Annotated in this window: 19 protein-coding genes; 6 read left to right on the top strand and 13 right to left on the bottom strand. The window is 48.0% G+C overall.

Annotation, left to right across the window (positions count from 1 at the left end; translation table 11 throughout):
• Nucleotides 1-77: 77 nt before the first annotated feature.
• Nucleotides 78-1,430, top strand: coding sequence for a TrkH family potassium uptake protein (locus MKY82_RS13085; RefSeq protein WP_194542131.1), 1,353 nt, complete (start codon nucleotides 78-80; stop codon nucleotides 1,428-1,430).
• 153 nt (nucleotides 1,431-1,583) lie between these two features.
• Here the strand turns inward: MKY82_RS13085 and MKY82_RS13080 are convergent, their stop codons facing one another.
• Nucleotides 1,584-1,859 (bottom strand): hypothetical protein, encoded by a 276-nt coding sequence (locus tag MKY82_RS13080; RefSeq protein ID WP_071224350.1) that lies wholly within the window; start codon nucleotides 1,857-1,859, stop codon nucleotides 1,584-1,586.
• A 143-nt stretch (nucleotides 1,860-2,002) separates the two neighbouring features.
• Here MKY82_RS13080 and MKY82_RS13075 point away from each other — a divergent pair, with 143 nt between their 5' ends.
• The 4 genes from MKY82_RS13075 to MKY82_RS13060 all read left to right on the top strand — a co-directional run bounded on the left by MKY82_RS13075 (nucleotide 2,003) and on the right by MKY82_RS13060 (nucleotide 6,406).
• Nucleotides 2,003-3,235 carry an aminopeptidase gene (locus MKY82_RS13075; protein WP_339296231.1) on the top strand — a complete coding sequence of 411 codons (1,233 nt, stop codon included), beginning with the start codon at nucleotides 2,003-2,005 and terminating at the stop codon, nucleotides 3,233-3,235.
• A gap of 167 nt (nucleotides 3,236-3,402) precedes the next feature.
• Nucleotides 3,403-4,632 carry an aminopeptidase gene (locus MKY82_RS13070; RefSeq protein ID WP_339296230.1) on the top strand — a complete coding sequence of 410 codons (1,230 nt, stop codon included), beginning with the start codon at nucleotides 3,403-3,405 and terminating at the stop codon, nucleotides 4,630-4,632.
• A 393-nt stretch (nucleotides 4,633-5,025) separates the two neighbouring features.
• Nucleotides 5,026-5,616, top strand: a complete 591-nt coding sequence (locus MKY82_RS13065) for a sigma-70 family RNA polymerase sigma factor (RefSeq protein ID WP_194542128.1) — start codon at nucleotides 5,026-5,028, stop codon at nucleotides 5,614-5,616.
• Nucleotides 5,594-6,406 carry a DUF4367 domain-containing protein gene (locus MKY82_RS13060; protein WP_194542127.1) on the top strand — a complete coding sequence of 271 codons (813 nt, stop codon included), beginning with the start codon at nucleotides 5,594-5,596 and terminating at the stop codon, nucleotides 6,404-6,406. The genes MKY82_RS13065 and MKY82_RS13060 overlap by 23 nt, the downstream gene beginning before the upstream one ends.
• A 234-nt stretch (nucleotides 6,407-6,640) precedes the next feature.
• Here MKY82_RS13060 and MKY82_RS13055 read toward each other — a convergent pair whose 3' ends face one another.
• From MKY82_RS13055 to MKY82_RS13035, 5 genes are all read right to left on the bottom strand, one after another.
• A complete protein-coding gene (locus MKY82_RS13055; protein WP_233354823.1) occupies nucleotides 6,641-7,141 on the bottom strand; it encodes a hypothetical protein in 501 nt (166 codons plus the stop codon).
• Nucleotides 7,142-7,300: 159 nt separating this feature from the next.
• Nucleotides 7,301-8,620 (bottom strand): hemolysin family protein, encoded by a 1,320-nt coding sequence (locus MKY82_RS13050; RefSeq protein WP_194542126.1) that lies wholly within the window; start codon nucleotides 8,618-8,620, stop codon nucleotides 7,301-7,303.
• Nucleotides 8,621-9,061: 441 nt separating this feature from the next.
• The gene (gene gerQ, locus MKY82_RS13045; protein WP_071224357.1) at nucleotides 9,062-9,493 is read right to left on the bottom strand and encodes a spore coat protein GerQ; all 432 of its coding nucleotides are present in this window, start codon (nucleotides 9,491-9,493) and stop codon (nucleotides 9,062-9,064) included.
• Between the two features lie 55 nt (nucleotides 9,494-9,548).
• Nucleotides 9,549-9,971: a cell wall hydrolase gene (locus tag MKY82_RS13040; RefSeq protein ID WP_194542125.1), complete on the bottom strand. Its 423-nt coding sequence runs from the start codon at nucleotides 9,969-9,971 to the stop codon at nucleotides 9,549-9,551.
• Nucleotides 9,972-10,105: 134 nt separating this feature from the next.
• Complete coding sequence (locus tag MKY82_RS13035; RefSeq protein ID WP_339296229.1) at nucleotides 10,106-12,793, bottom strand: family 78 glycoside hydrolase catalytic domain; 2,688 nt, start codon at nucleotides 12,791-12,793, stop codon at nucleotides 10,106-10,108.
• Between the two features lie 196 nt (nucleotides 12,794-12,989).
• Here MKY82_RS13035 and MKY82_RS13030 point away from each other — a divergent pair, with 196 nt between their 5' ends.
• A complete protein-coding gene (locus MKY82_RS13030) occupies nucleotides 12,990-13,865 on the top strand; it encodes an AraC family transcriptional regulator (protein WP_339296228.1) in 876 nt (291 codons plus the stop codon).
• 91 nt (nucleotides 13,866-13,956) lie between these two features.
• Here MKY82_RS13030 and MKY82_RS13025 read toward each other — a convergent pair whose 3' ends face one another.
• From MKY82_RS13025 to MKY82_RS12995, 7 genes are all read right to left on the bottom strand, one after another.
• On the bottom strand, nucleotides 13,957-15,480 hold the full coding sequence (locus tag MKY82_RS13025; RefSeq protein WP_339296227.1) for an MFS transporter: 1,524 nt from the start codon (nucleotides 15,478-15,480) through the stop codon (nucleotides 13,957-13,959).
• A gap of 24 nt (nucleotides 15,481-15,504) precedes the next feature.
• A complete protein-coding gene (locus MKY82_RS13020; RefSeq protein ID WP_339296226.1) occupies nucleotides 15,505-16,323 on the bottom strand; it encodes an NAD(P)H-binding protein in 819 nt (272 codons plus the stop codon).
• Between the two features lie 163 nt (nucleotides 16,324-16,486).
• Nucleotides 16,487-17,128 (bottom strand): response regulator transcription factor, encoded by a 642-nt coding sequence (locus tag MKY82_RS13015; RefSeq protein WP_071224363.1) that lies wholly within the window; start codon nucleotides 17,126-17,128, stop codon nucleotides 16,487-16,489.
• A gap of 4 nt (nucleotides 17,129-17,132) precedes the next feature.
• Entirely contained in the window at nucleotides 17,133-18,824 is a 1,692-nt protein-coding gene (locus tag MKY82_RS13010; RefSeq protein ID WP_339296225.1) for a GAF domain-containing sensor histidine kinase, read from the bottom strand.
• A 69-nt stretch (nucleotides 18,825-18,893) separates the two neighbouring features.
• A complete protein-coding gene (locus tag MKY82_RS13005) occupies nucleotides 18,894-19,325 on the bottom strand; it encodes a GNAT family N-acetyltransferase (protein WP_339296224.1) in 432 nt (143 codons plus the stop codon).
• Between the two features lie 145 nt (nucleotides 19,326-19,470).
• On the bottom strand, nucleotides 19,471-20,559 hold the full coding sequence (locus tag MKY82_RS13000; RefSeq protein ID WP_339296223.1) for a CopD family protein: 1,089 nt from the start codon (nucleotides 20,557-20,559) through the stop codon (nucleotides 19,471-19,473).
• A complete protein-coding gene (locus tag MKY82_RS12995; protein ID WP_339296222.1) occupies nucleotides 20,560-21,195 on the bottom strand; it encodes a copper resistance protein CopC in 636 nt (211 codons plus the stop codon). It abuts the gene before it with no gap.
• Between the last annotated feature and the right edge of the window lie 54 nt (nucleotides 21,196-21,249).

The following is a 21,249-nucleotide window of genomic DNA, read 5'->3' as shown; positions in this document are numbered from 1 at the left end:
GATGGTTAAATGATTCACCTTTCGTGTTATATTAGAGAATGATTTCAAATTTAAACTTTCGGAAAAGGATAATTGGCATGAAAAAGAAAGACCTTCGCAACCAAATGACCCCTCCCAAATTTCTGGCAATCGGCTTTGCTTCGATTACACTGATTGGGACGTTCCTGCTGAAACTTCCCATTGCTACGGCGGACGGAACTTCTACCCCAATCGTAGATGCTCTCTTCACAGCAGTTTCCGCCATCAGTGTAACGGGTTTAACCGTTGTGGATACAGGGACCCATTGGTCCATATTTGGACAAATTGTCATGCTCATGCTCGTTCAGCTTGGCGGATTGGGCTTTATGACCTCAGCCACCTGGATTGCATTGATGTTCAACCGCAGAATCTCGCTTCGGGAGCGCATGATCCTTCAGGAAGCAATGGGACAATACCAAATTCAAGGGATTGTAGACCTTATCCGAAGAGTGCTCGTCTATACGCTGATCATAGAAGGGGCAGGCGCATTACTGCTAACGCTCAGGTTCTCTGCCATCATGCCGCTTTCCGATGCGGCTTACTTCGGCATATTCCAGAGTATTTCCATATTCAACAATGCAGGCTTTGACCTCTTTGGCCAAATTCACGGACCCTTCTCAGGATTTGCAACCTATGTAGCGGATCCTTTTGTCAATATTATTCTCATGCTTTTGATCTTCCTTGGAGGAGTCGGCTTTATCGTCATTTTTGATCTTATTGAATATCCGAAATGCAAGAAACTGTCTCTTCATTCCAAGGTTGTATTAACCGTAACGTCACTATTAATCGTAATTGGGGCTGTCATGATCTTTATTCTGGAGCATGGCAATCCCAAAACATTAGGGCCGCTTTCGTACCCGGTAAAAATCATGGCTTCCCTATTCCAATCGATCACTCCCCGTTCCGGTGGCGTCAGCACCTTGGATATCGCGAGTCTGGAGCAATCCTCCCAGTTCTTCATGATTATCCTGATGTTCATCGGGGCAGCTCCCGGATCAACGGGGGGCGGAATTAAAGTGACTACTTTTGCCGTACTTATCGGTGCCGTCGTTACGATGATCCAGGGAAAACGGGACGTTGTTCTCTATCGCAATCGAATCTCCCAAGCCCTGGTTTACCGTTCCATTACACTAACGATTCTATCGTTGCTGCTATTGGTGGGAGCTTCCATGTTTCTGTCCATTACGGAATCTGGCGAATTCTTAAGAATTCTGTTTGAAGCCGTATCCGCGTTCGGTACTGCCGGGCTATCCATGGGACTTACAACCGAGCTGTCCGGGGTTGGTAAGGTGACCATTTCCCTGCTCATGTTCCTTGGCCGGTTAGGACCGCTAACCCTTGCTTATGCGCTGAGTCGCAAGAATAATAAAGAACTGTACCGCCATCCGGAAGGCCGGATTACGATTGGTTAAGTTATACGTCTCCCATGTCGGAACTTTTTTTGCGATTATCGAATGTGTTCAGCTTACCTGAAAGCTTATACAATCTTAAACAAACCGTACACTTCCCCCTTCCATGGGAGGCGTACGGTTTGTTTCATTGGAATACATTTCTAAAATCGTCTCTTATTCGCCGAACTCGCTAGCATCGATGGCAGCATCCAGCAAGTCATCAAACAATTCGTTATCGGCTTCAATCCGCTCGTCAATCTGAAGAAACTGCTCCTCGATTCCTGGCTCGCCAGCGAAGTTCAAGCTGTAGTCCCAGTCCCGGCCATTCTTGCTCAGGAAAGTAATCTCGTAGGCTGATGCATGTCCATCTATAGAAAATACGGTATATCCTACGAACTGATCGCTGTCATCCCGCTTCATATCCGCACGCTCGATTCGGACTTCTGACACGTTTTCACGCTCCTTCATTACGTTGTAAAGCACTCACAAGACTCAGTATATCACTTTTCCTGGCAGCTGATTATTGTTTTTATTATACGCCTTGATCTAGTATAATATGGGTTGGTAAATTAAATTGCATTGGAGGGTACCAAATGTCCGATTTCAATACATACTTGGACAAATATGCCGAGTTGGCTGTAAAGGTTGGAGTTAACATACAAGAAGGACAAACCTTAGTGGTTCATGCTCCTGTTGATTCCGCCGAATTCGCTCGCTTGATTGCCAAAAAGGCATATGAAGCGGGTGCCCGCCTGGTTAAGATCCTGTGGACCGACGAAACAATAACACGACTTCAATTCGAAAAGGCTGCAGATGACGTGTTTACCGAAGCGCCAAAATGGTATGCCGGCGAAATGACGGAATTGGTGGAGAACGGCGCAGCCATTCTGCACGTGCTTGCCGAAAATCCCGATCTGCTCAGCGGCATTGATTCCGAGCGTATCGGAAACTTCTACAAAGCGCGCGGAGAAGCATTGAAGACCTATCGCGCTTATCAGCAGTCCGACAAGTTTAGCTGGTGTCTGATCGCTGTGCCTTCAGCAGCTTGGGCAGCCAAGGTGTTCCCGGATGTGCCGGAATCCGAACAAGTCGGCAAATTGTGGGATGCCATCTTCCACACCGTGCGTGTGGATCAGGATAACCCGGTTGAAGCCTGGAACAAGCACCTCGAAGTGCTTGAAGCGAAATCCGCCGTGTTGAACGCTAAGAAATACAAGAAACTCCACTATATCGCACCGGGAACCGATCTTACCATCGAGCTGCCGGAAGGGCATATTTGGGCGCAAGGCGACAGCATCAACGAACGCGGACATTCCTTTGTGGCTAACATGCCAACAGAAGAGGTTTTTACCGCTCCGCTCAAAACAGGCGTCAACGGAACCGTACACAGCACGAAGCCTTTGAGTTATGCCGGAAACATCGTGAACAATTTCTCCCTTACTTTTGAAGAAGGTAAAGTAGTCAGCTTCACGGCAGAGCAAGGTTATGAAACCCTTGAGCGTCTCCTGAACATGGATGAGGGTGCCCGTTATCTTGGAGAAGTGGCGCTGGTGCCGCATCAATCCCCGATCTCGGAGTCCAACATCCTGTATTACAATACGTTGTTTGATGAGAATGCCTCCAACCACCTTGCACTCGGCAGCGCTTATGCTTTCTGCTTGGAAGGCGGAAAAGATATGAATCAGGAGCAATTGATTCAAAGCGGTCTCAATACGAGTGTAACCCATGTTGATTTCATGATCGGCTCCGGCGACATGGATATTTACGGAGTGACGGCGGACGGCAAGGAAGAACCGGTATTCCTGAAAGGAAACTGGGCATTTTAAGATACGGGACAGCATAAAGCAGCTATTTCATATGAAGTAGCTGCTTTCTTGAACTTTTCCGGCTTTTAATTGACCTGAGGTTGATTTACAAACGGAAAAATTGTGTCATAATCAAGAAAGCGCATCAAATTACTTATTGATAGCATAAAGGAAATGGAGGGGCTGTCATGTCCAACTTTGAACAAAAAATGGAACGCTACGCGGAGCTTGCAGTCAAGGTGGGTGCTAATGTGCAGCCGGGACAAACGCTGGTCGTTAACGCCATGATCGATGCTGCACCGTTGGTACGTCTTATCGTGAAGAAAGCTTATGAAACGGGTGCCAAGCAAGTAAAGGTGAACTATAGTGATGAGGTTGTGAACCGGATACGGTACGATCTGGCACCAGACGAAGCTTTTCTGGAGCCGCCGACATATTATGCGGAGGAAATAACCGAGCTTGCCGAGCAAGGGGCTGCTTTCTTGACCATTCTCTCCTCGAACCCTGACCTGCTTAAAGGCGTTGATCCGGAGCGTATTTCCAATTACCAGCGTACATATGGCGCCGCTATGGCGAAATACCGGCAATATCAGCAAGCCGATAAAATGAGCTGGACCGGCATTGCCTATGCTTCCCCTGATTGGGCTGCCAAGGTGTTCCCTGACGTTCCGGCCGAGCAGCAGGTGGATAAAATGTGGGATGCGATATTCCACGCGGTCCGCGCGGATCTCGAAGATCCCATTGGTGCATGGGAAGATCATATCACGACCCTCCAGCACAAATCGGATGAACTCAATGCCAAGAAGTATCATAAGCTTCGCTTCACTTCACCAGGGACGGATCTTACGATCGAGCTTCCGGAGGGACATATCTGGGCCCAAGCGGGCAGTCACAACGAGAAAGGCGAGCGTTTCGTTGCCAACATTCCGACGGAGGAAGTGTTCACCGCTCCGCTCAAAACCGGCGTGAACGGCACCGTACGCAGCACGAAGCCTTTGAGCTACGGCGGCAACATCATTGACAATTTCTCGATCACGTTCGAGAATGGCCGCATCGTCGATTTTTCCGCGGAACAAGGCGAAGATACCTTAACCCGCCTGATCTCCATGGATGAAGGCTCACATTATCTTGGCGAGGTTGCCCTTGTGCCTTATCGCTCCCCGATCTCGGAAAGCGGTATTTTGTATTACAACACACTGTTTGACGAAAATGCTTCCTGTCACCTGGCCATCGGCAGCGCGTATGCCTTTAACCTTGAGGGCGGCAAGACCATGACGTCCGAACAGCTTCAAGCAAGCGGTCTGAACACCAGCATTACCCACGTTGACTTCATGATGGGCTCCAAAGAGCTTCATATTACCGGAATCACTCATGATGGCAAAGAGGAGCCTGTATTCATCGACGGCAATTGGGCTTAAACCGCTACATTTTCGTTATGTGCATGACACAATGAGATCGGAAATCTGCAACAGAGCAGTCTTTTAATTAGAGGCTGCTCTGTTTTTTTCATAATGGACCTTCTAGCCCTTTCCTTTCCCTTCCCTTCCCGATTTCCGATGCAACTTCAACCCTATTTTGATTAATACCGATAGATTGCCGAGCATATGATGAAGAGATGGACGCATATCTAAGATTGCCATATTATTTCATAAGCTAATGCGCTTCAACCACATGACTTCATAAGGATCAACCCGTTTCCCGGAAACAGTCTTCAGAGTCGGCTGTTATTAGAATTAATAGGGCTTTTTTACCCGATATGTTGTAAAATGATGAGAGAAATAGGATGGTTACACCAGAGAGGGGATTATCGCGTGTCCAACCGATTACAGCTCCTCCTTGCAGCAGATTTCGCTGATCTGAGCGAACCTATTCAGGAAGAAGTCTATTATGAATTTTATGACCTCGTTTATGGACAGATACTGTATGTCGTACGGGATCATGCTGCTGTTGAGGATATCATTCAGGAGTCCTTTATAAAAGTGATTACAAGTAAGCCGAATTTTGAAACCGAAAGCAAGATGCGGGGATGGCTCCGTGTCGTCGCCAAAAACTCAACCATGAATTATTTAAGAAAAAATAAAAAATACCGTAACCAAGTGGATGTCGAGAGTGTTTTTATTAATGAAGAGGACGTGGTAGTTTCTTCCACGAACGTCGAACATCAGGTGGAGTCGAATATGCTGGAGGAATCCATCGAGCATTATCTCGACCAATTGAAGCCTGAATACAAGCTATTGATTGAGTATCGGTGGAAGCATAGTCTGACGTACAGAGAAATCGCGGAGCTGCTGAATACTCGCGAAGAGATCGTGAAGCAGCGCTTGTTCCGCGCCAGAGAATCCGTAAAGAAAATGCTGTATAGAGAGTGGGGTGAATTGGATGAGCAACGAAAAATACGATGATTGGTTTGATGAGGCGTTTGACGAAGCCTTTGATCGTGCAGCTTCACGTTCCTCACTCCCTACTGACATTGAATCTAAACGACAATCCTGGCAGCAGGTTCAACAGCAAATCAAACAGGTACACAAAAAGAAACAGCGTCGACGCACTTTTCAGTTAGCCGGAGTCATCGCAGCATCGATGGCCTTTGGTGCATTGATATTCTCTCCATCCTCTGTAACTCAAGCGGTAACACCGGTTTATCAGGAGATCAAGGATTGGGGAAATGGTGTGGTGACCCAAATTTTCGGTATGCGAGAGCCTGTTGATAAGAGCAAGGCATTAACGGCTCCCCCACCGGAGCAGGGAATAGAACCCGAAGGGTATGTGCCGCCAGCTCAATTAGTGGAAACCGAATATATAACTTTCACAGATACCGATGAATCTCTGACAGAATCGCAAAAACGCGCACCATTTAAAATACCAAAAATCAATTATCTACCGGAAGATTACAAATTCTATGAGGCTACAGCATTAATAACAGATGAAAATCCGGTTTTTGAAGAGCTTCATCTTCATTATAAAAATTCGGAAGAAAAGTTTTTCCATATAGATCTTATCGGGATGACACTTGGTAAAATGATCAATCTCAATGGGGATATTAAGAAGACGATTATTCTTGAATCCGGAGCAAAAGCCTATTTAACCGAGACTAACCTTCGCTTCTTATACGATAATGATCAAGTGATTGTATCCATTAGCGGCTTCTTCACAGAAGATGAATTCATAAAAATTGCAAACAGCATACAATGATTTTTTAGAGAATCTAAAAAAAGAACAGGTTGTTCCCAATAAAATGGTTGAAGACAGGCTTAAGGGCTGGTCTTCGACCTTTTTGTTCCATGGCTGCCCACACAGATCAGCAGATGATGGGCCAGCGAAGGGTGAAACGATTCCTGTACGGAGCGTCTTTCGATGCAAAAAAAGAGGGTGCCCTGCAAGATCTAGGATCTTGCGAGGCACTCCCTTCATAAATCCATATTCGGATTATTGTGCTACCAATATCGAGCTCGTGTGATAAGTTCCTTCTTCATATGTACCGCTCTCTTTGACCCAGTGAATCGTCTTGGCCCGGTAATAATAACCCGCCTGCACACTAAAAGTTTTGCTTCCGCTCAGAGAGGCTCTACTCGTTCCGTTATCGTATGAAGCTCCCGAATCGACCCAAGCGGAGCCCGTCCAGCGTTGAAGAACATAATTGATACCCAGAGAATCTACAGCTTGAGAAGCACTGGTAGTGGCGCTAATCCCTACTTGAGTACTGCTTACTTTCCCTATCGAAGAAAAATAATCCATCAAATATTTATTGGCTAACGTGTTGAGAGAAGAATTTAGGTTCATTTCCACAGGAGGCGGAGTCGTTAAGGCACCGGGTGCAATGTCTGTAGCCGAATCCGCGTAAGCCCCTCCTGCCAGAGATAAACTTAATAGAACACTGACTGCAACCGCTGAAGCTATACGTTTAGGACTGCGTACTTTTGACATCATATCACCTTTCTTTCAATGTAATAGGTACATCCATATTTTAACACGCAGTGACAGAACAAAAGTTTCTAATTCTTCATGGATTGATATATTTTTTGAAACTTTTCTGCAAATAAAAAGAAGCCTCGACATATTTTGTCGAGGCTTCTTCTAATATCCAGTTTACGCACCTGCTTCTTCCTGAATCAGCTGCTGCTGCTGCCTGATCAGACGAATCCGCGAAATCCGTTTATTCTCGGTCTCCTCAATCACAAAGCGATAATCCTCATACATGACAGATTGACCTTTGTGTGGGAGCAGCACCTCAAGACGCGAGGACAGCCATCCACCGATAGTATCATAGTCTTCTGTATCCACGTTCAGACCAAATTGGTCATTAATTTCATCGATCAGCATCAATCCATCAATGGAGTATTCATCCTCCCCCACCTTTTCAATGCCCGGACGCTCTTCGTCAAACTCATCTTGAATTTCACCGACGATTTCTTCCATGATGTCCTCCAGGGTTACGAGTCCTGAAGTCCCGCCGTATTCATCAATTAGAATGGCAATTTGCGTCTTGCTCCGCTGCATTCTTCGCAGCAGATCGCTGATCTTGATCGACTCAGGAACAGCAATGATCGGGCGAATCAAGGAAAGCTGGTCGCGAACGAATCCGCGCATCAGATCTTTAATGTGAATAAAGCCAATGATATGATCCTTGTCTTCGTCACAAATCGGATAACGGGTTCGCATCCCCTCGCTTGCGATCTTCAGATTTTCTTCCAATGAAAGATTGTTGTATAAGCAGATCATTTCTGTTCTGGGGATCATGATTTCCCTTGCTGTCGTGTCGGCAAATTCAAAAATGTTGTCTACCAACACCATATCCGTGCTATCCATCAGGCCGCTCTCACTGCTCTCTTTCATCATATCCCGCAGTTCTTCCTCGGTATGAACATTCCGTTCAACCACCGGTTGCATCCGGAATAAACGGAGAACATTATTGGAGAGCCCATTGGCAAACCAGATAAACGGGAACATCATCGTGTAAAACACCCGCAGTGGGCCTGCAGATAGCAGCGCAATTTGTTCCGCCTTACGTACAGCCACTGTCTTGGGCGCCAATGCACCAAATACAATGTGCATGAGTGCAATCAGGATGAAGGCAATTACCAAGGACACGGCATGAACGGCTGTATTGCTCCAGCCTATGCCATGAAACCAAGGCGTAATCATGGCGGATATCGTTCTTTCGCCAATCCATCCGAGTCCAATGGACACGATGGTAATACCAAACTGGCATGCGGATATATATCCGTCCAGGTTCTTCAATATGTTCTGCGCAAATTTTGCACGTCTATGTCCTTCTTCGGCCAGAGCGTCAATACGGCTGCTTTTCACTTTAACGAAAGCTAATTCAGCCGATACAAAAAATCCATTTAACAGGACGAGAATCAATACCAAGGTTAAACTTATCAAACTCGGTAAGGGGTCACTCAATCGATCTCCTACCCGCCATACAGCATGCTATGACGAATAGGAACACCTCCTTCGGTTATTAAAAATGTGTGGTGCCATCAAGCATAACAGCGTGTTCGGACTACGCATCAACTTCCCAATGGTCTCATCTCCTTGTCTTATTCCGACTTAATCAAGCTATATAAGTAATTATATAGTACTACGATACACAGTCAAACGTTGTCTTATGACATTAATCAACGTTGTTATCAGCTTTAATTTGATTCTCAGCCGTTAGCACTCGTTTTTCGATGAATTGATATATTCTATGAATAAACATTCAAAATGTTAATAGAATACGATGAATCCGCACGCGTTGGATAGAAAAAATCGCATGAACATTGAATATGTCCAAGTATAACATAAAGAAAAAACCCTCGTTTACGCCTGAGTAAACGAAGGTTCTTTATGCAATCGGATCGATTATCTAGCCGTTGGAGGCGGATTGCCGATAACACCCGGATATTGATAATGAAGCGGCTCGTCGAACACGACATAATCCAGGTTTACCATCAGCAGGATGATACGGCGGCCTGTCGACCGTTCGCTGATAATGATATGATCACGTCCAGCAGCTTCGACCACACCTGTGAACACCTTGGCATTCCATTGCGAATTGTTTTCATACGTCATATAGAAGGTTCCCTGTTTGCCCAGATTCAGTCGTAGAATATTCTCTACGTAGGATTGTTCGAATTGCGGGGCGGGAACAACGGTGCCTCCTGGAGTCATTGGGCTTCCGCTAGGCACCTGCGGTGGAACGTTCGCCGTATAACCAGCCGTCCCGCGGTTCGGCACTCCCGGATAACGGACTCCATTCATGAAGTTCACAGGTGGCACACCTTGATTGTACATAAGTAATTTCCTCCTTTAATTTATAACTCCCGCCTAAGCGGTTGTATAACATGAATCAAAAAACGGATGGGCAATCGGCATATGTCGGGGTGAAGAAACAGTGTGCTTTGAATCGGCCTGTGTTCTGCTGATTGTACCAGGTTGCCGGGCAATCTCCTGCCGGCCGGAAAAACCACAGCGCGTTGCTAGCCGGCCATATGCGTTCCCCATTAATGACCCTTTGGGCTAGCCGACGATCCCGATCCCTAGCTCGTTGATAAAAATAGCCTTTCTGTGTTGCTTCAAAACCACCCGGGCTCTGAAAAACCATATCGTTCATGCTGCGGATGTTTCGAAAATCCAGGCAGTTGCCCAATATCCGGTTCACTCCGACATTCCCGACCATGAGCATGCCTTGCTCGCCTTCGCCTTCTGCCTCTGCGCGGATCAATCTTGCCAGAAGATCCACATCATTCGAATTCGCTTTGATGACTGCCACAGAGTTCCCCTCGCTTCCTTAAGATCACTTTGTATTTGTATGTGCATTCGCCCATAAATGTGACTATGTGAAGAGAAAAAAAGTTCCTTACCGCAATTCACCACGGTAAGGAACTCTATGCTTCCTGTTTCTATTCATGACTGCACAGCATGATCGGAATAAACATATCTGAATGTATACGCTCCTGAGCCCGCTTGAATCACAACACCCGCTTCACCATCACGTGCAGATTGAATCCCTCTCGCTTCGTCTAGAGGTATCGCCTCTCCTTCCGTAACGCTTGATGCATTAAAAACACCTGGCAGTCGGATCTCCGCTGTTGTATTAGGCGGGATGGTTACCTCTATTTGAACCTCTCCACCACTTTCCAATCTCCAACTTGACCGGACGGATCCGTACAGCGTATCGATCACGCCTTCAGCCCATGTCAATCCTTCGCCCGGCACGGGTGCAATCACGGTATGCTTATAACCCGGCGCTTCCTCCACGGTTTGTATGCCGGCAACCGTACGATACAGCCACTCGCCAATGGCTCCATATGCATAATGATTAAATGAATTCATATCCCGGCTCCAGAAGCTGCCATCTTCCTTAATACCGTCCCAGTGCTCCCATATCGTGGTTGCGCCTTTCGTAACCGGGTACAACCATGAAGGATAGTCCCTCTGCAGCAACAGCTTATAGGCCGCGTCATGCATGCCATGCTGACTTAATACATGGTTAATATAGGGTGTTCCCACAAAGCCTGTCGTTAGATGAAATCTACTCTCCTCCAGCAGCGAATAAAGACGTTTCGCTGCTCGTTTTTCCGCATCTTCATCCAGCAGCCCAAACATGAGCGCAAGCACATGCGCGGTCTGAGTCGAAGCCGCTAGCCTTCCTGACGGGGTCACGAATTCGTTGCGAAATGCAGCGACCACCTTATCTTTAAGCTCCGTATACAGGGCAGCATCTTTTTCTTGACCCAATACGATCGCTGTTTTCCTAAGCAGTTCTACCGAATAACAGTAAAATGCCGACGCTATCATATCCCGCTCTGTAGCCCCCACATAGTCGCCGGATTTCGCATCAAGTCCCAGCCAGTCACCAAAATGAAAGCCGGTATTCCACAAATACTCATTCTCCCCCTGAGCCTGAATGTAGGAGACCCAGCTCTTCATGCTCTCATACTGACGTTCCAATATCCGTCGGTCGCCATAACTGACATATACCGTCCACGGACATATGACCGCTGCATCTCCCCATGCGGCCGAAGCGTAGGCCTCATCGCCAAGCACATGGGGGACAACGAAAGGCACTGCCCCATCGCCACGCTGGTCTGCAGCCAGATCAGATAACCACTTGGTGAAGAAAGGAGCCACGTTCGCTAGATAGGCCGCCGTCCCAATAAACATCTGTGCATCTCCCGTCCAGCCAAGCCGCTCGTCACGCTGGGGACAATCCGTGGGCACATCCAGGAAATTCCCCTTGAGCCCCCATCGAATATTGCTCTGCAATTGATTAACCATGGGATCTGAGCACTGAAACGTTCCGATTTCTTCAAAGTCCGAATGGAGCACAACTGCTTCAAAAACCCCACGGCTCAACTGCTCCTCCGTGAAACCGTCTAAGCGGACATACCGGAAGCCTTGGAACGTAAACCGTGGCTCATAGGTTTCTTGTCCTCCACCTTTTAACGTATACTGAATGGTTTGTTTAGCGGTTCGGAGGTTCTCCGTATACAAGTTCCCCTCGGAATCCAGTATCTCCGCATGCTGCAGCGTCACGATAGCGCCTTCCGCGCCGGACACGCTAAACCGGACCCAGCCCACCAGGTTCTGTCCGAAATCGATGACGGTTTCACCTTTGGGTGTAATCAGACATTCAACGGGCTGCACCTTTTGGATGGCTCTTACCGGCTCGTTAATTTGAGGCTTCAGTATGTCAAACCCGTGATCGATCGTTTCGATACCATGCCAATCATTTGAGTTAAAATCTCCTGAGCTGAAGCCTTCCAGCTCCAACCGGGCATCGTAGGTTTCACCATGATAGAGTTCTGACATCGTGATCGGGCCTTTGGCCGACTGCCAGCTTGAATCGGTTGCAATTACTTCTTCGCTCCCGTCTGCATAAGTAATATGCAGCTCCAGCAAAAGGGCTAATCGATTCCCATAGATTGCGCTCCGTTCCTCCCATCCCAATTGCCCCCTGTACCATCCATTTCCGAGCCAAGCGCCGATGCCATTTAGGCCAGCATTCAGCATATCCGTCACGTCATAACTTTGCGTCTGTATCGCATGTTCATAACTCGTCCATCCGGGTGTGAAATAACAATCTCCCACCCGCTGCCCGTTCAGTTCCAGTTCATAAAGGCCTAAGGCCGAGGCGTATATTCTCGCCTTCGCAATGGGCGACTTCAAGCTGAAGCTCTTGCGAAGGAGCGGTAGATGAGGAGACTCGGCTGGCAGCAAAGAACTAGGTGCCGTTATCCATTCCCCTATCCATTTCTCTCCCTGCAGTTTACCCGTCTCCCAATAGGCTGCATCCGACCATTCCGATACCTCCCCGGCTTGATTCCAGACGCGGACTCGATAAATATAGCGCTTACAAGACGATACGCTCCATTCGCTTAATTCCACATGAACCGATTGCGAAGAAGCTACTTTCCCTGAAGTCCAAAAGGGCACAGCAAAACGATCATCATTCGAAACTTCAATCTCATAGGCCGTTTGCCTGAATGCCCTTTCGTCCGAGACCAGCTTCCAACTTAAACGCGGATGCTTCTCGCCGATTCCAATCGGATTATGCTGATACTCACATCGCAAATCCGTAACGCTGAACATAGGCTATCCCTCCGTTCACCTTCATTAAAGGTTATTGCCACAATCAAGTTTTATAGGCCGCAACTCGGGATGTGCGCTTCCCTAACCGTGCCTGTTTCAACTATTATTATAAGTGAACCTGAACATGGAATTATGGGGATATCGGACAACAATATGAGGCATAATGGACATTCTTTCCCTATTAACGACAAGGAGAATGATGATGAAGCGACCCATGGAAACCTATTATGGAGATACCTTTTTCCAGGATGACACCTTGATGTATGTGAATCGAAACGCGGAGAATTTTACAGGCTCATACCATAACCATGATTTTCTGGAGATTGCTTATATTGCGGAGGGGGAAGGTTTTCATCACCTGGAGAACTCGGTACAGCGCGTACGCAAAGGTCAAATGTTCTATATCCCACTCGGAATATCTCATGTATTCCGGCCCACTTCTGCAAACGGGAAGCCGCTCATCGTAAATAATTGCATTTTCTCTGTACAGCTGCTGCCCAAACTGATTGCTTTTACAACAGGTTCGGATACGGCTGCCTTTTTGAAAGGCATGGAAGATGGCTCCCTAGGGTACCATGCGATTAAGGACCGACATGATCGCTTCGAGAGGCTCTTTAGCTCCCTCTATGAACAAAATGCCATGCCCGGCAGCGGTTCTGCCGTTTATCTGCACACGCTGCTGCTGCAGCTGATCATTGAATTCAGCCGTGTCATTGAACATCCACATACGATGCCTTCGGTGCCGCAGCACCATTCCTTTCAGGATGTCCTTCAATACGTGGAAGTGCAGTACATGCATGAGCTCACTTTGACGCAGCTTGCACATATCAGCGGATTCAGCGAGCGCCACTTGCAGCGGCTGTTCCGCCGATATACAGGCCAGAGCTGGCATCATTATTTGCAAACCGTACGGATTCGAATGAGCCGCGAGCTGCTGCGCACCACTTCGGACAAAATCAGTACGATTGCCGAGAAGGTCGGTTATAAGGACATGCATTCTTTTCACTCCGTGTTTAAACGAAATACAGGACTCACACCTGGTCAATACCGGAGCGATGTTCAGCATTCATAGACGATGGGACTCTCCGGCAAATAATGAAAGCATGATGATCCTGAATACTCGATCATCATGCTTTTTGAATATACTTTGATGATTTTGAACGTTATTCATTTCCCTTGATAGGGCTTTTATCACGGAGGGAAGCCATTGAAATTACTGCGATTCCTATCAATAGAACGGAGCTCAGAATACCAACGACTTGAAATCCGGACGCAAATGCCGCTTGAGCTAACATTTGGATCTCATCGGCAAGCGCTGCAGGTAGCTGTTCCGCTGCATTCATAGCAGCAGCCAATGTATCACTGGCCGATTCTTCCGCTTCATTCGGAATACCGTCAGGAACATTCATCCGATTGCGATAAATGACTGTACCTATACTCCCCATCACAGCGATACCAAGTGCCATCCCAAGCTCGCCGCTTGTTTCCGACAAGGAAGATGCTGCTCCTGCTTTCTCTGGCGGTGCTGATCCGATAATAAGGTCCATGCTTAAGACTTGAAGAGGACCCACTCCCATCAGCAGAAGAACGCTGCCGAGGATGGGGATTAACATTCCCCATGACGTATCCGTCCATATGACCATGAGATAACCGACTGATGAGATCAATAAACCAGAGGCGATGAGATGTGATGAGGGAAACCTTCGTGCTAACATCGGCGCTGCCAATATACCAATAATGCTGCCGGCGGCATAAGGCATCATCCACAGACCTGCTTCCACCGGAGAAAGTCCTTCCACCATCTGCAAATACTGAGTAAACAGAAAGACAAATCCCCCAACGATCAACGAACCCATCAGCATCATGATTAGCGACCAGCTAAACCCACGGTATGCGAACAATCCCAAGTCGAGCAGCGGATCTTTCAGCCTTTTTTGCCGTCTGACAAACCAATAGCCGATACTGAGACCAATGATCGATAATAGCGCTGCTAGGAAACTGATGCCTTCCTTGGCCATGTCCTTAAGACCGTAAATCAAGGGGAGAAGCGAGCCAAACGACAATATAACGCTAATGGGGTCCAGCTTCTTGGATTCAGAATTGCGGTATTCAGGCAGGAGCCACGGCCCCGTCACAAGCAGGAGAAGCATGACGGGAACGCCAAGGAGAAATACTGAGCCCCACCAAAAATATTCAAGCAGTATTCCTCCTACGGCCGGGCCGATCACAGCCCCGCTTGAGAAGCAAACCATCCACACGCTAATAGCTGTCGCCCTTTGCTTTGAATCCTTAAACATATTACTGATCAGTGCAAGCGTAGATGGCATCAAGGTAGCGCCGGATATACCGAGCAGTGCACGGGTGACAATCAGCATGCCAGCACTGGTGGAGAACGCGGCTACGATTGAGGCAACGCCAAATGCAAAGGCGCCAATTAGAAGTAGTTTTCTCCTTCCGATCCGATCACCGAGCGTCCCCATTGTAATCAGAAACCCGGCAATCATGAAGCCGTATATGTCAAGAATCCACAGCTGCTGCACACTGCTCGGCTTAAGATCCGCAGCCAAATGCGGAAGAGCCAAATGCAGCATTGTGAAATCAAGGGCTAATAGCAATGTGGGCAAACTGAGCACCATCAGTCCGATCCACTCCCGCGGTCCCGCACGTGAAGCCCGTTCATCATTCATGATCATTCCTCCTTCATTCATTTCTTACCATTTGAAGTAACTTGCGTGCTCTTCCGCCCACTCGGCAAACGTTCTTGCAGGACGTCCTGTGATTTGTTCAACCGTTTGATTGACGGTATATGCTTCGATCGGTGGATTCTTGTACCAGTTGATGACGTAATCGATGACACCCTCATCGACTCCAAGTTCGGCCATTCGTTTACGCTCCTGCTCTTCGGTTAACTGAATAAACTTTACAGCTTTACCGATATAGTGACTAAGAATCTGCACCTTGTCAGGAACCGTTAGCGCCTCGGGACCGGTTAGGGGATAAATCTTGCCCACATGAACGTCCTCCGACAGGACCGCTGCAGCCACCCGTCCGATATCCTGCTCATGAATCGAAGCATTTAACGAATCACCAAACATATCGCGTACTACACCCTCTGTTCGTATCGATTCTCTCCAGTTCATAACATTGGACATGTAATCGACCGGCTGCAGCTGTGTCCATTCCAGATTACTCGATTCTAGTGCTTCCTCCACCGTCCCTTTCTTTCCGTCCCACAATACGCTGACGCGCTTTACTCCGGCAGCCTCCGCGATTCGAATAATCTCCTCCCCTGTCGTAAGCGGGACGTAGCCTGCTCCTGTCGTGATTAAATGGAGGCCGGTCACACCCCGTAACAATGGAATCAGCGAGTCGGGCTTACTCAGATCACCGGCAACCACTTCTACGCCAGCAGGTAATTTGGCTGATGCCGGATAGCGGCTGAGCGCTTTGACGCGATGTCCAGTCTTAAGCAGCTCATTTACCACCTGTCGACCAACTTTTCCTGTCGCACCTGTAACTAATATGGTCATTGTTTATTCCTCCTTTTTAGCCATTGACGGTGTACTTCTGTTTCCCTATAGTTCCATTTAAACGCAATTCCAGACCGGTTACGTCCAGCCCTGGTCTAAATCAGCCATACAAAAAAGGCCTTACCCGAAGATAAGACCTGACACTACGACCATAGTCTGAGGGTTATGTGTCGAACCAATGGTTCCTTATCGCGTACAAGGCCGCCTGGGTGCGATCCTGCACCTCCATTTTTCCCAGAATATGCGTGATATGCGTCTTTACCGTTTTCTCGGTAATATGTAGTTCTGCAGCGATTTCTTTGTTACTCCTGCCGAGCGTAATCTGTTCAAGTACATGCTGCTCACGAATAGTCAGAATGTCGATGCCTTTAACAGGCTCGGTATCTGTCGCCACATGGGCAATTAATTGATTCGTTACCTGAGGATGAAGCATGCGATTTCCGTTTACGGCAGCGATGATGGTTTCGACCAGCACTTTAGGCTCGATATCCTTCAGTTGATATCCAATAGCTCCCGCTTTAATCGCCGGCAAAACCGAATCCCGATCGGCAAAACTGGTAAGGATGATAACTTTCGTATGTGGAAACTTGTTTGTGATTCGCTTCGTGGCTTCGACTCCGTCCATCTCCGGCATCTTCAGATCCATCAGGACCACATCAGGCTGCAGCTTCTCTACCTTATCCAGAGCCTCTAGCCCGTTAAGAGCTTGATCTACGATTTCGATCATGGGCTGTGTCTGCAGAAAATAACGCAACCCCCTTAATACAACGAGATGATCATCAACAATTAGCACTTTAATCTTCATAAGTTCAAACCTCTTTATTGGATAAAAACGGAACCATTACGGTCACCATCGTCCCTGTGCCTTCCTCGCTGCTTATACTTAAGGTTCCTTGTATTTCTGAAGCCCTCTCCCTCATGCTGGTAAGCCCAAGCGAATGCGGACAGAGTTCGGGCGATCCCGGATTGAATCCTCGGCCTTGATCCGATATTTTCATATATAGACTGGAGCCGTCCTGTTCCATTCGGATCCAGGCTCGATTCGTACCCGCGTGTTTGCTGATATTGTTCAATGCCTCCTGCCCAATTCGATACAAGGACTCTTCCACCCGGTTCGTCAAAACAGGAATTTCCTTCATGATAAACGTCAGCTGTATGCCAAGTTTCTCAGCATAGTCCTTCAGTGAAGCCAATATCCCTTTGGCCTCTCCGGAAGGTCGCAGCTGCCAAATTAACGAGCGCATTTCAGTGAGCGTTTCCTGGGCAAGCTGTCCAATATCGTGTATTGCCTCCGCCGTATGCGGATTCTCATGTAAGGTCGTCTCACGCACGCCTTGGGCAAGCAGTGAAAGAGAGAACAGCTTTTGATTGACGGAATCATGTAGGTCCCGTGCCAAACGGTTCCTCTCTTCAACCAACAATAAATCCTGCCACTCGTAATATAAACATATCTTTTCAATGGCCAATGATATATGCTCCGCCAGCACCTCTAAGATTTCAACCTCCAGCTCAGAGAAGGGCCCACTCTCACGGCCAATAAAGAGCACCCCCATCGTCTCATAGGTCTGAAAAATACGCTCAAGATGCTTTAATGGTATCGCCGCCGTATACGTATGGGGCTGAACGCCGGGAAGCACCCGGACCAGGCCTTCTTGCACCACTACGTTTTGTTCCTCATATGCCCGTTGTACGATTCCTGACTTTCGTGCGGTCTTATGGGCAGCCTTTCGTACCAGCTCCTTGCAGCTATGCGTCACTTGATTCTGACGGACCGCACGAAGATACAAGTTGTCATCGTCAGACGTAATCATAGCAACAGTCGGCCAGCCAAATGCATGAGCAAGCTCCTCCACAATCGCCACATGCATTCTCTTCATATCGTTAATTTTCCATAGATATCTGGTTACTTTGCTTGCCTTGGCATAATAATCGACGATGAAACGGGCTATGCTGTCCACCGCCTGTTTCTCCCTTTGCTCCGACAGTTTTGTCCGCTCGACCGCCGTTCCAATCTGATAGGCAACGGATTGTAGCAACGCAAGTTCTCCCTCGCTAAAATGCTCTTTGCCTGGCGACCCCACATTCAGCAGCCCCAGCCGTTTACCTTGAACCGTGAGGGGAATCGTAGCATGATGGGTCAGATTGTGAGTTTCTCCCCAGCACTCCTTTTTGGCATTATGCAGTCGTTCACATTCAATAATCGTAACCGGTTCATTTAAATTTCCTGCCCAATACAAGCGCAGGCATAGGCAGTCTCCGCATCGCATCGGTTTTTTGTTATCCCGTGATAAAGCAGGCGGAAGGTTGACATCGGCTATTTGATCATAATGTGGTTGATCCCCGATCAGAAAAAGCCATCCTGTCTCAAGCTGGGTTAAATCCAGCAATTTTTCGAGTGTCGTTTGCAGCATTTGCTTCATATCGTTGCTCTGGTTCAAATTTTCCGCTATTGTCTTCAGAATGAGCAATTCTTCAACGTATTGGTCTTTATCACATAACATCAGGCTCACTCCATCCCCTATCGATAAGTGAAATATCCATTGGTTAGCAGGTTACACACATTCAGCATATTACCCAAGCTCTTTCTCCAGAAGCACTTCATCCTCCCGCTTATAACCTGATTTTTCATAAACTCCGATGGCTTGGTGGTTATCATGACCCGTAAGCACCTTAACGGCCTTCACCCCACGCGCAATCAATTGATCCTCCAGAAAAACGAGCAGCATTCCTGCCAGCCCCTGCCTTCTTGCCCGCTCCTGAATGTACATTTCCGTGATCTCGCCAACAAGCTCCCGGTAACAGAAGGATTGGAAGGACTGAGCACAGGCAAATCCAACAGGGTCATCACCTAAATAGGCTATGGCCACAATTTCACCCGATTGTTTTAAGTGATATTCAGCTTCCTCCAGCGGCATTAACACTTCATTAAACTCCCAGTTTAACCGGACCAGGATGGATGCGTCCGAATGAGAGGCCAAGCGGATATGTCTCTCTTTTTTCATAAAACTTCCTCCATTCGCAGAGTAGGTGCAGGTGGTCCTTTTACTCGCCAGTATACCATCTTTATCCAGCCTGAGCTTCCTCATCCTATCATAAAAAAAAGATCCTGCCGCGTAAACAGCAAGGATCTTGTCAACTCAAACGATATTAAACTGTAGTAACCGAGAACATCAGGCCGCAATAAATGAACACAACGGCGCCTAGCCCGCATAACAACGCGCCTGCCGCGGCCCGGTTTTTGCGGAATACGTTCACGGCGTTCCACAGAAGCGCTAGCCCGAGACAGAGGCTAAGGATTCCTATCCAACTCCACGTGAAAGCCAGCTCACCGATGGTAAACCCGGGATGGAACCAAACAAAAGTTGCAGCAGGGCCGTACAAGGCCAATGTATCAATGACCTCATGCGGAGCAGGCTGCTGGTTCATGTATCCGGTGACGATATAAATCAACCAGATCAGAACTCCCTCACTTCGTGCCCATGCCATCGGATGATAACCGGAATCCCGGCGCAGCTTGCGCTTGACGAGATGACCGTTTACAAACGCGAATACCAACAGCGGCAGAATGAGAATATGCTTAACCAGCAGAGCCTGACCATAAGACAGCGTCCAGCTGTTTATCGGCTCCGGCGTCACGGCCGTCATCAAGAATAATCCCGATCCGATAACAATGATGACACAGACGATCGCAGTTGGATGGAACCATCTAAGAAACGCACTCCAGCGGCTCTGATCCGTACTGAACCATCCTGTTATCAGCAACGTTCCCGTCCATATCGCCATCGCTGTAAAATGGCCGAAGAATGCAAGCTGTCCTGCACTTTCGAACAAGGATGCAGCGTGGTTAAACGAGGACATGGCCACCGCAATGCCCAGCAAGGCAACGGGCATAAGCCAGCGTAATACGGAACCCGGCTTCCGGCGGACGATCATGGTCAGAATTGCCAACAGGATCGCTAGAACCAGAATCCAGGCGTAACGCTCACCCTCGCTGAACTTGAACATGATGCTGTTAAAAGACTTCCAGAACCCGATATCATCCTTGAAGAACATCATGATCTGCAGCAGCGGCACAAATCCAAATACGATGATGGCCGCTGACGCCACCGGGCCAAGCCAGGCCGGAACCGAAATGTCCGGCTTATATGCTTTCGGTACGAGGGACAGTACCGTGATGCCTGCCAGAATGGCGTAGGCTAAATATAGTAGCGGCTCACTTAACCAATAATAAGACATTTATTTTTTCTTCCGTGAGGCTCGTATTCCAAAATATCCTGCGACAAATGCTACAATCACGATGACGACGATCCACACGGTTGAACCGCTGCCTGCCGATTGTTCGGGAGCCGAAGTGTTGTCTGCCTGCTGATCCTGGCCAGCCGTTTGATCCGTGTTGTCCGCAGCGGTATCCTGTGCAGGCGTTGTTTCATCCTGCGTGTTTCCTGTATCCGCAGGCGTTTCTTCGGTATCTGCCGGTGTCTCCGGAGCGGCTTCCGCTTCCGGGGCATCTACTTCGAAAGCGTATGTCCCGTACACGGGATGTCCATCGCCCCCCACGATTTTCCACTCCACCGTGTAGGAACCGGATGGAAGCGGTGCAGACAGCGTCCCCAGCATGGTGTTCTGACTGATCTTGACCTCTGCTACTTCAACCGATTCGCCTTGCGCATTCTTTATCTTGAGCGTGCTCAAGTTTTCATCGATATTTTCATTAAATGACAGGCTTACTTCCTGCACGCTTTCCGTCAGCTTGGCATCCGCCGCGGGCGTACTGGTTTCCAGCTTGGAATGGGCCCACGTTGCAGTCGGGAATACCAGTATTAGCAGCAGACCCAGGGTCAGCAAGACTGAAGTTTTCACATGTTTCAACACGCATATCTCCTCCAAACCATTTATCTCAAATTTGAATCTTCCTCATCATAACAA

Origin of the sequence: Paenibacillus sp. FSL W7-1279 (genome assembly GCF_037969845.1) — a bacterium.
In the GTDB taxonomy this organism is placed as follows: Bacteria; Bacillota; Bacilli; order Paenibacillales; family Paenibacillaceae; genus Paenibacillus_AQ.
Note: the sequence above shows the minus strand (reverse complement) of the source record. Positions and strands in the feature narration are given on the sequence as shown.

Coding starts and splice junctions, on each gene's coding strand:
- MKY82_RS13085 (WP_194542131.1), top strand. CDS start 78: ATGAAAAAGAAAGACCTTCGCAACCAAATGACCCCTCCCAAATTTCTG.
- MKY82_RS13075 (WP_339296231.1), top strand. CDS start 2,003: ATGTCCGATTTCAATACATACTTGGACAAATATGCCGAGTTGGCTGTA.
- MKY82_RS13070 (WP_339296230.1), top strand. CDS start 3,403: ATGTCCAACTTTGAACAAAAAATGGAACGCTACGCGGAGCTTGCAGTC.
- MKY82_RS13060 (WP_194542127.1), top strand. CDS start 5,594: ATGAGCAACGAAAAATACGATGATTGGTTTGATGAGGCGTTTGACGAA.
- MKY82_RS13055 (WP_233354823.1), bottom strand. CDS start 7,141: ATGATGTCAAAAGTACGCAGTCCTAAACGTATAGCTTCAGCGGTTGCA.
- gerQ (WP_071224357.1), bottom strand. CDS start 9,493: ATGTACAATCAAGGTGTGCCACCTGTGAACTTCATGAATGGAGTCCGT.
- MKY82_RS13035 (WP_339296229.1), bottom strand. CDS start 12,793: ATGTTCAGCGTTACGGATTTGCGATGTGAGTATCAGCATAATCCGATT.
- MKY82_RS13030 (WP_339296228.1), top strand. CDS start 12,990: ATGATGATGAAGCGACCCATGGAAACCTATTATGGAGATACCTTTTTC.
- MKY82_RS13025 (WP_339296227.1), bottom strand. CDS start 15,480: ATGAATGATGAACGGGCTTCACGTGCGGGACCGCGGGAGTGGATCGGA.
- MKY82_RS13020 (WP_339296226.1), bottom strand. CDS start 16,323: ATGACCATATTAGTTACAGGTGCGACAGGAAAAGTTGGTCGACAGGTG.
- MKY82_RS13015 (WP_071224363.1), bottom strand. CDS start 17,128: ATGAAGATTAAAGTGCTAATTGTTGATGATCATCTCGTTGTATTAAGG.
- MKY82_RS13010 (WP_339296225.1), bottom strand. CDS start 18,824: ATGTTATGTGATAAAGACCAATACGTTGAAGAATTGCTCATTCTGAAG.
- MKY82_RS13005 (WP_339296224.1), bottom strand. CDS start 19,325: ATGAAAAAAGAGAGACATATCCGCTTGGCCTCTCATTCGGACGCATCC.
- MKY82_RS13000 (WP_339296223.1), bottom strand. CDS start 20,559: ATGTCTTATTATTGGTTAAGTGAGCCGCTACTATATTTAGCCTACGCC.